Genomic DNA, 13,874 nt, shown 5'->3' on the forward strand with positions numbered 1-13,874 from the left:
CTATCTCATAGCCTTATCTACTTTGATGAACTGCCATAAAGTCACCGGTAAGTTTGGTCGATAGAGAGTTTGTCCCGCCAAAGACTGCGCTTTAGACACAGCCATTTCTATGCTGGTTTGATGTGCGTCTTGGGCCTGCTCTCTTTGTTTTGCGAAGGCACTGACTTGCCATTTGGTGTCTTCCGTCACCGCACTCACCACCAGCACGCCATTCTCAGGTAACAATGACCAAGCTTGATTCAAGAGTGCGTCTAACTCCCCATCACTACCGCCAATAAACACCTTATTGGGCGTGGGTAAATCCTTCAAGATGTCAGGCGCTCGACCTTGGACGAGATGCAGGTTTTGCATGACACCAAATTTTTGCTGATTGGCTTGCAAGCAAGCCCAACGAACATCATGATGCTCCACTGCATAAATATCAGCATCAGGATGCCAATAGGCCAACTCGACACTGACCCCACCGCAACCTGCGCCAATGTCCCAAACCACATCTTTCACCGCCAATTGCAGATAAGACAAAATCATCAAACGCACTTCTCGCTTGGTGATCATGCCTTTGCCTTCTTCTTTGTCGGTCACGAACAAAGCATCGGCAATGCCAACCGAAGCTGGATAAAGGCTCGTTTGAGCAGAGGTTTCCAACACCACCACATTCAGCGGGTCGAAATTTTGTGGAGATTGACTGAGTTCATCCGCAGCAAAAGAGGTGATTTTTTCGTGCGGATAACCCAAGGCTTCACAGACAGTGATTCTGCTTTTGTCCAAGCCTGCCTGTACGCATTCTTGCGCAATGGCGGCTGGATGGCTCTGTCCATCAGTCAACAAAATCAGGGTTTTATTGGCCTGCAAATGACGACGCAATGACGGCAATGGTCGCCCATGCACACTCACCACCTGCGCCTGCTGCAGAGATATCTCCAAACGGTGGCAGGCAACCTGCACACTGGACACATTGGGATAAAAAATCACCTTACCTGTACCGAAGTGTTTCACCATCCAAGTACCAATGCCATAAAACAGCGGATCACCGGATGCCAATACAACGACCGTATTGGTGCCTTGCGATTGCCATTGATCAAACTCAGCAGACAACTGTGACAGCTTTGGCAAAACTTTCCTTTGCCCTGACGTCACATATTCCGCGACGGTTTCTTGTTGCCTTGGAGATCCTAGTATCACATCTTGCTCGCCCAAGGAGGCAAAAACAGACTGAGCTTTAGCATCCAAAGTCGCCTGTTCATTAACGCCTAAACCTATGACATGAATTTGCATCAGTAATACTCACCTAAATTACAACGCAATAAGGCATTACAACTGGCCGAGGTCACCGCACTGCCGCCCATTCGCCCCAGTAAAGTAATGCATTCGACTCCCAAATCTCGATGCGCTTGCCACAACGCGTCTTTGGATTCCGCCGCGCCGACAAAACCAACCGGCATGCCGATGATTAAAGCCGGTTTTGGTGCGCCTTGAGAAACCATCTCTAAAAGGCGAAACAAAGCCGTCGGCGCATTACCAATCAAGACCACACTGCCAGCAAGATGATCTTGCCAAAGGGACAGAGCCGCCATAGAACGTGTCTCGCCGTCTTGCTTTGCCAACTCAGCCGTTTTTGGGTGATTTAAGAAACACAAAGGCTCTTGCTCTATCATGCGTTTGGTCACCCCTTGCTTAACCATTTCCACATCACAAAGAATGGCGGCATGTTTCGCTAAAGCATCTCGCCCAGCTTGCGTGGCGTGTTCACTAAAACGCACCAGCTCAGCCACTTCTGGCAAGCCCAAACTGTGCACAATACGCATCACCACTTGCTGTTGATCCAGATTCCAAGCTGACAAGTCCGTTAATGCGCGAATCTGACGAAAGCTGTCTTGCTCAATCGCTTTGGGATCTGGCTGGTAGTGAAAATGGTAATCTGAAGAAGGTGGTGTTTTTTGCATACTATAAGGGTCTTTATTCCAATCTATTGTTATGACGAATGGCAAAGCAAAAGGCCATCAATTTGCCCAAGCTTGTTGGCAAGCCTGTAAGCAGACTGCTAGGTCATCAAACTCTTTGTCTGCGGGCGGTAACTCCGGCCGCGCCTGTAAATACACAGGCAAATTCAGGTTCCACGCGGCAACAAGCTTAGCATAGGTTGCTTTACCGCCGCTGTTTTTACTGACGATCACATCAATCTTATGCTCTGTTAATAACGCTAGTTCGTCCTCATAAGCAAAAGGGCCAATGGCTTTTAACCACACCACTTTGTCCGGTAAGGAAAACTTGGCAGGCACAGCGGTACGCCAGATTATATTGTCCATTTGGGGTTGAGCCACTAAGGTCTGCAGCCATTCTTGTGTCATTTGTCCGGCACTTAACAATGGACGCTGGTAGTTAGCTAATGCAGACAATAAATCCTCTTCGCTTTGATAGAAATGCCAATTATCCCCCGTTTCCTGTTGCCACGCCGGACGATGAAAGCGCCAACAGGGTATGCCAACTTGCTGCGCCGCCAAGACGGCTTTGCTGCTCATGGTTTGCGCGTAAGGGTGTGTCACATCGACAATGGCATCAATGGCTAGTCCTTGCTGTGCTTTGTCTTGAAGGTAATTCACCAAGCCTCCAAACTGAGTGAATCCGCCAACTAGCAACTCACAATCCACTTGAGGAATACGCACCAATCCCGCCAAACTGTAAATCACCTGAATACCGGATTGATGCAAAGCATCAGCTAAACGACGTGCGTCGGCAGTGCCGCCTAATAACAGAATGCGCTTCATTCAGGCTTATCCTTAGCATCGTCCTTAGCAAAACCCACAAACTGACCTTTTCGATCAATGGCCCACACTTCCAATGCAATATGCTGGGGAATATATCGACGTGCAAAGTCCACCGCTTGAGCACACACGGCATCGGCTAAAGGAAGGTTTTCTTGCTGAGTAAAACTCAAGGCTTCAACACTAGTATTCGCAGCTTTCATGCGTTCCTGTAAGGCATCACTTGCCCCTAAGCTTGCCGCCAAGGCCGCCAAAGCAGGTAAATCAATACTGGAGACTCGACTATTGAGGTCCATGTGCTGTTGCGCCAGCTTACTAATTTTGCCAAAACCGCCACACAAACTCAGCTTGGTTAATTGTGGCTGTGGCGAGTTTTCTACTTTGCGAATGTGTTTTAGCACGGCGCCAACAAAATCCCCCATTTCCAACAAAGCCATATCGTCTAAGCCATAATGCTCTTTGATGGCGGTTTCGCTGGCATTCCCTGTCGTGGCCGCTATGTGCATAATGCCATTGGCGCGCGCCACATCGATGCCCTGATGAATAGACGCAATGTAAGCCGCACAGGAAAAAGGCCGCACTATGCCTGTGGTGCCCAAAATGGACAAACCTCCCTGAATGCCCAAACGTGGATTCATGGTTTTCTGCGCAATGGCGGCACCATTCTCAATGCCAACGGCAACCTTGAAGCCGCCTTGATACTGGTATGTCTCAGCAAAGCCTAATAAATGCTCTGTCATCATTTGGCGCGGTACCGGATTAATCGCTGCTTCCCCGACCGCCAATACCAAACCGGTTCGCGTGACTGTGCCAACGCCCTCTGCCGCGAAAAAATGCACACCGGGATCCGCGCACAAACTGAGCTCGACAAAAATTTTTGCGCCATGGGTCACATCAGGGTCATCCCCTGCGTCTTTGATGGTGCTGGTGCGAACGCCATTGGCTATGGCTTGATAAGATTCAATCATCAGATCAACAGGCTTGCCCTTAGGCAATAAGATGCTGACCGTTTCATCTTGGCGCTGAGCAAATAGGTATTGCGCCGCCGCCACGCAACAAGCGGTGGCACAACTGCCTGTTGTCAGGCCAGTGCGCAGTGGTGCATTGTCTTCACCGCTTTCAGGCCACACTTTAGCAAGCCTCGTCCATGCTTGCCGAAGTGCCAAGGAAAACGTGCGCGATGGCTTCTGGATTGGATGGAAAGAACAAATGCAAATAGCTCGCCGTGAGTCCGCGCGTTTGGTAAATCGCCTCACCAGGGGCTGGGTGTCGTTGACGACGACCGTGAGCCACAGGCGTTGGTGTATTGGCGCTACGAGATCTGTGGTGCGCATGAGCTCGCACCTCCCCTTGTGGCAACACAGCGGTTTGCATGCCTTGGCAACCTCGCTTGCCGCGCATGGCACCTTGGCCGCTTAAAAGCCCCAACATAGGATAAGTGTTCTCTTCTAAATCCGTCAGACTTTCTAAGCTATACAGCATACCGCCACATTCCGCCAAAATGCCTTTGCCCAATTGGAAAAAGGCTTGAATCGCCGCCAGCATACTTTGATTCTTTGCTAACGCTTGCGCATGCAATTCTGGGTATCCGCCTGGTAACCAAAGAGCATCGGCAGCGGGTAAGTCTTGATCATGCAAAGGCGAAAAGAACACATAATTAGCGCCTAACGAGGTTAGCGTCACCAAGTTGGCATCGTAAATAAAACTGAAGGCTTCGTCTTTGGCAATGGCGATGGTTTTGCCTTGTAAAGATTGAGTTACCGAATGAGTCGATAAGCTATTTCCACTGGGTGAAAACGCCACGGCTTTGGGTAAAGACAGCAAGGCATTATCTTCTGAAGACTCAAGCCATGTCACGGCGGCTTGAAATTTTTCTTCCAGCTCATGCGAAACTTCATGGGCTTGCACCAAGCCTAAATGCCGCTCTGGCAAAGTCACTTCTTCATCGCGTTTCAAGCTGGCTAATAGAGGCAAATCGCTGGGCAGCGCATCACGAATTAATTGTGCGTGTCGTTCACTACCACAACGATTGGCGATCAAACCTGCCACGCTTACATCTTGTCGGAAATTCGCCAAGCCTGTTGCTAATGCTGCGGCGGTTTGCGCCATGCCTTTCACATCCATTACGATGGCCATGGGCAAGCCAAAACGCGCAGCCAAATCCGCGCTAGAAGGCTCTCCATCAAACATGCCCATCGCGCCTTCAACCAAAATCAAATCCGCTTCTAAAGCGGCTTGATACAGTTTGTCTTGGCAATAATCTTCACCCGCCATCCAGATATCAAGCTGCTCAACCGGCTGTTGTGATGCTTGCGCCAAGATTTGCGGATCCAAATAATCTGGTCCGGTTTTGAACACACGCACACACTTACCTTGCAGAGTAAAATAACGCGCTAAGGCGGCAGTAATGGTGGTTTTGCCTTGGTTTGACGCCGGTGCCGTCAAAAATAAAGCCGGGCAATGGGCCACTGGTGTTGTCATAATTCGGTCTCAAACAAGGAATTTAAAGAAACATACTGAGCATTCAAGGCTTGGGCAATATCACTGCCTCGACCGCGTTTAATCGCAGACACTTCGGTATCAATCAACGCCAACTCCCCTAATAATACCAAATCCTCGACATTGGCTTGAGTTCGACCATCGGTTAACAAGTAGGTTTGACTGTATAACTCCGAATGCTGTTTATGCTGTTGTCGCAAATAGCTCTGCGCTTGTAATAAGGCATCTCGAAATGGCGTACCACCACCCGCGGACACTTCATCCAACCATTTGGCAATGTCTTTTGGCGCGCGGCCTCTAGTCATCAATTCACTAACGCCATCTTGCCCAAAACCCAAGATTGCCAAATCCTCACGGGCTAAGTAGGCCTGCTGTACAATGTCTAAAATCACTGCTTTGGCCTTGGCTAAGGTATTCTCTTGCAAGGTGGACGCAGAGGTATCCAATAAAACCAAATGGAGTACAACCTGCCCAGTCTTCGCCGCTTTGAAACTCAAATTCTCAGGCGGCCACTGTTGAGGCTGACGAGATACACTACGAAACCAGTCCACGCTTTGCGAGGTTTGCTGCGCATCATGACGATAGCCGCCACGATGTGACCCTTTAGACTTTCCCGGCGTTACCTCGCGCAAGCTCTGACTTGTATTGCGAAGGGATGATTTTGTTGAAGGCAAGGGTACGTGAATGGCTTTATCCGCCGTCAAGTCCTGTGGTGGCATGCTGCCCCATTCGCCTTGTGTTTGCTCTGATGTCTCGTCTTGTTCTGCCCCTTCGTTCTGCTGAGAAGAAGACTGACCATATGAGGGATTAGTCTGCGGTGGTTTACTGGCTTCAGGGCGTCGTGAAGGCGGAGGTATCGGCGCACTGACATCCTGACGACGATGAGCTAAGACTAACTCCGCCACCGCTTGTACATCTTCGGTGGTGACACTTAGTCTATTACGCCAAGCCGCATGAGTCATGGCCGCTCGAACCCAAACAATGTCACCTCGAACCCCATCGATATTGGCCTGCTGACAAAGTTCAGCAATGTTGAAGCGTATTTCATCCGCACAACGAACTTGCTGTAGTTTTTCTCGCGCCAGCAAAATACTCTGCTTTAGGTTGCGTTGTTTGTATTTAAAGGCTTCACAAAATGCGCTCGGATCTTGATCAAATTCCTCACGCAAACGCACAATTTGCACACGTTCTTCAATATTGTACTGATTACCAAGATTGACCATGAAACCAAATCTGTCTTTTAGCTGGGGACGCAATTCCCCTTCGTCGGGATTCATGGTGCCAATCAACAAAAACTTGGCGTCATGCTGGTGACTTAAACCGTCACGCTCTACTCGATTGACACCACTGGCCGACACATCCAATAACTGATCCACTAAATGATCAGCGAGCAAATTCACTTCATCCACATACAAAACGCCACCATGGGCTTGGCTTAACAAACCTGGTTGAAAGGCCACTTGCTTGTCTTGTAACACTTGCTCTAAGTTTAATGCACCCAACAATCTGTCTTCGCTTGCGCCTAAAGGCAAAGTGGCAAAAGGTACATCGCCCTCATTAATAAAGGCAGGCATAACCCCCGCTAAACCACGTGCTAACGTCGATTTAGCCGAGCCTCGTGGACCACTGATTAAAACGCCACCAATCAAGGGATTAATCGCATTTAACAGCAAGGCCAATTTGAGTCGCTCTTGTCCAGCAATCGCAGTAAAAGGAAAGTCAGGTGTACTATTTGGTCTCATTCAACAGTCCGGTGGGTTAATGCAAGATCGTTACCTTGGTTGACCTTATCCGCAGGGTCAATTCCTGTCAAACGCAAAGCACTCAGTCGAGGGTGAAAATTCTACATCTAAAGGCATTTTACTGGTCGCTTTGGTAACGCTTAACCAGTTGCTCCACTAAACCAAAATCGAAGGCATTAATCGCTTGCTGAAGACGGCGATAATCTTCGTCGATTAACTGGCCTTGTAATGCCACAAATGCAGTCTCGGCAGCGTCTACATCCCCATTTTGCGCGGCGACTAATAATGGCTGCCAATCCGTCTCTTGCAACGCCTTTAACTCGAATGATTGATCGGCCAACACGGCATGAGTATCGGTTTTATTTGAATCCCTATCATGGCTATCAAATTGTGAAACGAACTGCACTTTCAAATGACGGGTTAAGGCACGATAAATGTCTTCTATTTGATAAGGTTTGGCCACCACTTCCCAAAAGCCTTGCTCCAACAAAGCGCGCTGTTCATGTTCTAATGTCGATGCCGTGACAGCAATCACAGGGATGGCTTCTGCTCCCACTTCTTGCTGTATTAAAGACAACAACTCCACTCCCGACTTTTCTGGCATGCGAATGTCTGTCATAACAATATCTGGTCGCTGCAATCGAAAAGCCTGAATGGCTTCTTCACCATCTTTTGCCTCCATGATCTGGCAACCGGCTTTTTCAAGTAAAGACACTAAAATGTCACGTGACCAATCATCGTCCTCGGCGACCAATACCCTAATCGGCTCATTGAGCCTCATTCCCATTAAAAATTCATCCGTTGGCAACTCATCATCAAGGACGTCATCCACCAATAACAATGGTAAATCAACGACTATTTTCGTCCCCGTTCCAACGTTACTTTTGACACTAAGCTTGCCATCCATTAGCTTTATCAAGGTGGTAGATAACGTCAAACCAAGGCCAGTACCACCGGATAACTCACCCGCCTTACCTTGTACAAAAGGCGTAAACAGGTGCTCCATTAACTCTGGCTCAATACCAGGGCCAGAATCTTCTATCAAAATATGAATGCGTTCATGCTGAATAGCGACAGAGACACGGACATAGCCTTGTTGGGTAAATTTCACTGCATTACCCACTAAGTTAGTCAGTATTTGGTGAAATTTAATCGGATCAGACCACACCATTTGCCGTTCCTGTAAATCACAGATCACTTGAAACGTCAGTCCCTTCGATTCGGCTTGGCCTTGCAATAACTTACCAACTTGCTTGACCTCTTTACACAAGTCCATCTTTTGCTCTTGTAATACCAAACGACCTGATTCAATTCGAGCAATGTCCAAAATATCATTAATGAGGTTTAATAAACGTTCGCCCGCGGAGGCAATCGCCACAAAACGATTTCGCGACACACCAGTAAGAGCATTTTCTTCACTGATTAATTGTGCGTATCCGATGATGGCATTTAATGGAGTTCGAATCTCATGGCTCATATTCGCTAAAAAATGGCTCTTCGCTTGGTTTGCCTGTTCCGCAGCTTCTTTTGCTTGTTCAAGCTGTTGTGAGACTTGTTTTTGCTCCGTAATATCACTCATGATGTTACCGACAAAAATCGATTTGCCCTGTTCATCTTTCAGAATGAAATAGATTTCATAAGTCGGGAAAACACGACCATCTAAACTTTTCGCTCGTAATTCACCTTGCCACACCCCATGCTCTCTCACATAAGGAATCACTGTTGTCTCAATATATTCGTGAATGGATTGTGGATAAAAATCCAGGTAATGAAATTGGGTCAGCTGTTTGTCGGTAACGTCTTCGGCCACCCCCAGCAGAGCACGAATGTATTTATTAAAATAGCTTACTTGCCCTTCTAGACTGCCCATGGCAAAACCTTGCGCTGAGTTGTCAGCAAAGCTTTTAAACAGTTTAAGCTGATTGATCAGATCATGACGCTCTGTAATGTCTCGAGCAATACTCAATGTACCGCGAAAGTTAATTGAAGGCTCTATCACCGGCACACGGTGAATTTCAAACAGTCTGTCTTCTCGCAAAGATTCCGAGTACCCCCAAGATTGATCTTGAACGATCTGCCCTGACACTAAGGCCGATTGATCTCGCTGATGGTATATTTCACCAATATCGTCAAGGTTCAATTGAATATCAGTTTTACCCTGAACGTCCTCCGCTGGCATACGATGAAAGTCAAAAAAAGCCTGATTGCAATTCAAATAGCGACCAGCTTCGTCCTTGTACCACACCACATCCGGCATGTTATTCAATAGAGTGGATAAAGTAAGCTCGCGCTGTTGTGCTTGCTCACGTGCCGCAATCAGCTCATTCTCTGTGTCCACCCAATAACCAATATCTTCCATAATGCCCGCAATACTTTTGACGCCATAACGAGCATCACGACGTGCTACACGGCCACGAATTTCAATCCAGTATCGCTGCTGTATTGGGTTCAGCAACTGTAATCTGAGGGTAAATACTTTATGACTATCTGGACCATTCTGGAGCATGCGTTTTTGCCAATCAGTGAAAGCCCTCTTACCCTCCTCAGATAGAAGAGCTAGCCACTCAGACACCCGTTTAGGGGTTTGACTCTCAGCAAAGCCCAATTGCAAGAAGAACTCGGAAGACATATACAAACGATTGGTCGCAGGAAACCACTCCCATACGCCACCTTTAGTCGCAAGAACAGCTCGCGAATAACGACGTTGTAAATGTTTAAAACGCAGTAAAGTAATAAGTTGAAAAACGGCAAACACTAGCAAGGTAGCCAAGAAGGCCGCTGCCAACAGATAAAACAACTCAGCGAATCCCATGAACTCTTCTCTCCCTAGATGGCACGTTTAGACAGATCAACGAGTCATAGTTTCTCAGGTTTATGAAAGTGGTAACCCTGTCCCCACTCCACACCCAACGAGGTCAGTTGATCGACAATAGCTTGATTTTCAACAAATTCCGCCACCACAGGTTTTTTCATCATTTTGGCCAGCTTGACGATGGAGTCAACCATACCAAAATGAATTTCATTGATGTGCATATCTTTAATGAACATACCGTCAATTTTGATCAGATCAAAGGGCAGATCCATCAAATAGGCGAAGGAAGAAAAGCCTGTACCAAAATCATCTAAGGCAATGCTACAGCCTTGCTCGTGCAATTTGGACATAAAGCGACGAGTATCAGTGAAGTTATTCAAGGCCTCCGTTTCCGTTACTTCAAAACAAAACTTACGTCCGTCTAATTGATGTGCTTCTAGTTGCTCAAGTATAAAATCTGAGAAATCCGCCTGACGCACAGACAAAGCAGACACATTAAGCGCGACTTGATCCACGTCATTCCACAGTTCAGTGCGTTCAGATAACTCCGCCATAGTATGTTGAATAACCCATCGATCAATCTTAGAGATAATGCCAAAGCGCTCAGCAGCACGAATAAAATCATTCGGGTAAATTAAGTTACCGCTCGTTTCGTCTCTTAAACGCACCAAAATCTCGATTTTTTTCTTAGGCGTTTGCTGAACTAACGAACACACTTGCTGGAAATGCACTTCAAATAAATTTTTCTCAAGGCCGTCAATAATACGCAGTCCCCAATTTAAATTACCTCGGTGCTCTTCGTATGCCAAATCTTGAGCGTTGCGAATGATTCGAGAATGAATACCCGCTTTTTTACTGGAGTAACAGACTTCATCTGCCAACATCACTACCTGCTCAAAAGACACCATGTCTTCAGTTATCGGCATAGCAACCTGAGTCACACTCATGCGGAACTGACGATCGTCCCAAATAAACACAAAGTCTTCCAACAATTGATTAAAAGCACGGAAAAACGACTCTACCGCTGACACACCACCATCACGCAACACAATGACAAATTTATCGCCACTCAAACGGGCTCCAAAATCGTTTTTAGGATCAATTAATCCTGTGATCAAGGCCGCCATTTGATGTAGCAATTCATCACCGGCAATACAACCACAGGAGTCGTTAATCAAACGAAACTCATTCACATCAATCAGAATAAAATACGGCACTTGGATGGCTTGGTTAGATTGTACAGCAGAAATCAATAGCGACACTCGCTCATCCAGAGCATCGCGATTATAGAGCTGAGTAACAAAGTCATGTTGAGCCAAGTACTTTAAGCGGTCCTGCATATAACGACGCTCATTGACTTCTTTACGCAAATTCCGATTCACTAAGTTCAAGTCCGCAGTACGTTCACGAACTTTGTCCTCGAGACTAATGGTTAATGCTTTAAGCTCGTTGAGGAGTTGAAACTTTTCTAACTGGTGAGAAACGCGCGCTCGTACTTCTTCCACTCGAAAGGGCTTGCTAATGTAATCATGGCCACCAGCATCAAACCCTCGACTAATTTCGTCCGCTAAGGCCGTTACAAAAATGACAGGAAGATCTTTACCATTGGGTAGAGCTCGGATTCGTCGACAGGTTTCAAAACCATCGATACCGCCCATCATGACATCCAACAGCACCAGACAAGGCTGAGTCCTCTCCAGTAATTCGAGCGCTCGCTCTCCTGAGTTAGCCACCAGCAACTGACAATCCAATGAAGAAATTACGTCTTTTAAGATACGTAAATTTTCCGGTACATCATCCACAATCAAAACCGTCGGAATAGAATCATCCATTAAAGACGCCACCTACTTTGCCTAAAAAACCGTCAATTTGAATATATAGATATTACTCCCGTTCAATATTTAATATCTATAGAAGTTACTAATCGAAACATGAAAGTTGAGTCGCATAGAATTTGAATCGCCTACCTATGCAAAAAAAATGCAAATTAATTCACCATTTACATAAAACATCCGTACGCACAAAGTATGATTTCAGTTTATGATTAGACATCATCAGAATGTAATGGAATAAAAGCTAAGGAAGCTGATGCGACACATTGTTTTCACTTCTTTCGTTTTTCTGAATGTAACAAACATAAGGTGCCCCTTTACGAATGAGAATCACACTGAGACAGCTACAAATTTTTGAAGCCGTTGTCCACACTGGCTCAGTAACCGCTGCGGCGGATATGGTGTCAATTAGTCAACCTGCTGCGAGCCAAGCTTTGAGAGAACTAGAAGCATTACTTGGCCGTCCCTTATTTCGTCGTCATGGTAAACGCTTACAAATCACCCCTCAGGCGAGACACCTGTTACCACAAGCTAGGTCAGTATTGAGTCAGATAGAACAAATTGAAAGTATGGGGAATGAAGATGAATTAAGCGGTTCTCTTCATTTAGCGGCCAGTGTCAGTGTCGGTAATTATTTATTACCGAAACAAATGTCTAACTTTAAACAGCAACACCCTAATATTCGCTTCAATCTCGATATTGGCAATACACAAAGCGTCATCCAACAACTCTTAACCGGAAAAGCCGAAGTCGGTTTCATTGAGGGTTATTGTCAGCACGCTGAGTTAATGACTCAAGTCTGGTTACAAGACGAGCTCGTGGTGTTTGGCTCTACCAAAGAAAACAGGTCAGAAAATTTATCATGGGACGATTTAAAAGCCGCAAACTGGGTAATGCGAGAATCCGGATCCGGCACCCGGAATATTCTAGAGCAAGCCACTGGCGCGGAAATTCCACATTTGAATGTGGTGTTATCTTTGGCACATATGGAAGCGGTTAAGCAAGCGGTGATACATCAGATGGGCTTAGGCTGTTTGTCTCGTATGGCGATCTCTCAAGAATTAAACGCAGGGTTAATCAGACTGTATCAAACGCCATTAAAATTAAATCGCAATTTATTAATCGTTACTCCAAGGAATACCGCGCTAACGCAAAATGCACAACGCTTTATTGATCTTTGTCGTGCCATCCCAGCGTTAACAAATGTTTAGTAGTTATGACAACGGATTAAATAATTAAACTCCTATGAATATTAATAAGATCGACCTGAACCTGCTTATTTACCTCGATGTATTATTACGAGAATGCAACGTAACTAGGTCTGCCAACAAACTTAATATTACACAACCCGCCATGAGTAATGGCTTAAAGCGTTTGCGTGATTTATTAAACGATCCTTTGTTAGTGCGTACAAGCGAAGGCATGAAACCAACTGAAAAAGCCTTAAGACTGCAACCGATTGTCCGAAAAGTTCTACTTGATCTAGAAGAAGCGTTACAGCCTGAAGCCGACTTCAACGAAAGCACCAGTACTCGCGTCTTTCGCATCATGGCAAGTGACTATGCCGCTTCCACCGTGATCCCCCGCCTACTTAATCGTCTACGTGAATACGCACCGGGCATTACGCTCGATATCATGACACCAAGCGACGTCACCTTTCACGACGTGGAAGCAGGCAAAATCGATATGGCCATCAATCGCTTTGAAGAATTACCGCAATCTTTCCACCAAAAAAGCGTCTGGCTCGACACTTTCGTTTGCATGATGAGTGCGGACAACCCAATTAAAGACCAATTCGATTTAGAAGCTTACTTAAAAGCTCAACACATCTGGGTGAGTAAAACCGGCTTTGGTATTGGTGTGGGGATGGACCCAACCGATGTACAGAAACTGGGCTGGGTTGACGAAGCTCTGCAAGCCATTGAACGCAAACGAAGCATTCGTGTCTTTACTCGTAGTTATCACACAGCGATGCATCTCGCCCTAGAGCAAGACTTAATTGCCACCTTGCCGAAGAAAGTCGCCATGGTAAACAAAAAAAATCCAGATTTAGTGATTTTAGAACCCCCCTTCGACATTCCCAAAATTGAGCTGAAGATGATCTGGAGCCCATTATTACATCATGATGCGAGTCACATATGGTTTAGACGGCAGGTGATTGACGTAGCCAACGAATTTAACGCTCAAGCCTGTAACAAATAAACGGCAAAGTATTATGTAAACGGTG

Annotated in this window: 10 protein-coding genes; 2 read left to right on the forward strand and 8 right to left on the reverse strand. The window is 46.3% G+C overall.

All coding sequences use genetic code 11. The features are described 5' to 3' along the window. From cbiE to ACHUFM_RS10580, 8 genes are all read right to left on the reverse strand, one after another. Window positions 1–1,275, reverse strand: a complete 1,275-nt coding sequence (gene cbiE, locus ACHUFM_RS10545) for a precorrin-6y C5,15-methyltransferase (decarboxylating) subunit CbiE (protein WP_394182149.1) — start codon at window positions 1,273–1,275, stop codon at window positions 1–3. Next, entirely contained in the window at window positions 1,275–1,943 is a 669-nt protein-coding gene (locus tag ACHUFM_RS10550; RefSeq protein WP_394182151.1) for a precorrin-8X methylmutase, read from the reverse strand. The genes cbiE and ACHUFM_RS10550 overlap by 1 nt, the downstream gene beginning before the upstream one ends. A 57-nt stretch (window positions 1,944–2,000) precedes the next feature. Then, window positions 2,001–2,765 (reverse strand): precorrin-6A/cobalt-precorrin-6A reductase, encoded by a 765-nt coding sequence (locus tag ACHUFM_RS10555; RefSeq protein WP_394182153.1) that lies wholly within the window; start codon window positions 2,763–2,765, stop codon window positions 2,001–2,003. After that, window positions 2,762–3,892: a cobalt-precorrin-5B (C(1))-methyltransferase gene (locus tag ACHUFM_RS10560; RefSeq protein WP_394182155.1), complete on the reverse strand. Its 1,131-nt coding sequence runs from the start codon at window positions 3,890–3,892 to the stop codon at window positions 2,762–2,764. Before ACHUFM_RS10560 ends, ACHUFM_RS10555 begins: the two co-directional genes overlap by 4 nt. A 1-nt stretch (window position 3,893) precedes the next feature. Beyond that, the gene (locus ACHUFM_RS10565) at window positions 3,894–5,243 is read right to left on the reverse strand and encodes a cobyrinate a,c-diamide synthase (protein WP_394182157.1); all 1,350 of its coding nucleotides are present in this window, start codon (window positions 5,241–5,243) and stop codon (window positions 3,894–3,896) included. Continuing rightward, the gene (locus ACHUFM_RS10570) at window positions 5,240–7,003 is read right to left on the reverse strand and encodes an ATP-binding protein (protein ID WP_394182159.1); all 1,764 of its coding nucleotides are present in this window, start codon (window positions 7,001–7,003) and stop codon (window positions 5,240–5,242) included. The genes ACHUFM_RS10565 and ACHUFM_RS10570 overlap by 4 nt, the downstream gene beginning before the upstream one ends. 118 nt (window positions 7,004–7,121) lie before the next feature. Continuing rightward, window positions 7,122–9,815: a PAS domain-containing hybrid sensor histidine kinase/response regulator gene (locus ACHUFM_RS10575; protein WP_394182161.1), complete on the reverse strand. Its 2,694-nt coding sequence runs from the start codon at window positions 9,813–9,815 to the stop codon at window positions 7,122–7,124. A 44-nt stretch (window positions 9,816–9,859) separates the two neighbouring features. Next, complete coding sequence (locus ACHUFM_RS10580) at window positions 9,860–11,647, reverse strand: EAL domain-containing protein (protein ID WP_394182163.1); 1,788 nt, start codon at window positions 11,645–11,647, stop codon at window positions 9,860–9,862. 323 nt (window positions 11,648–11,970) lie between these two features. On the opposite strand from ACHUFM_RS10580, the gene ACHUFM_RS10585 reads away from it, so the two are divergent. Beyond that, complete coding sequence (locus ACHUFM_RS10585) at window positions 11,971–12,858, forward strand: LysR substrate-binding domain-containing protein (protein ID WP_394182165.1); 888 nt, start codon at window positions 11,971–11,973, stop codon at window positions 12,856–12,858. Window positions 12,859–12,892: 34 nt separating this feature from the next. Further along, complete coding sequence (locus tag ACHUFM_RS10590) at window positions 12,893–13,849, forward strand: LysR family transcriptional regulator (protein WP_394182167.1); 957 nt, start codon at window positions 12,893–12,895, stop codon at window positions 13,847–13,849. Window positions 13,850–13,874: the final 25 nt, after the last annotated feature.

Source organism: Marinomonas posidonica (assembly GCF_043643765.1).
In the GTDB taxonomy this organism is placed as follows: domain Bacteria; phylum Pseudomonadota; class Gammaproteobacteria; order Pseudomonadales; family Marinomonadaceae; genus Marinomonas; species Marinomonas posidonica_A.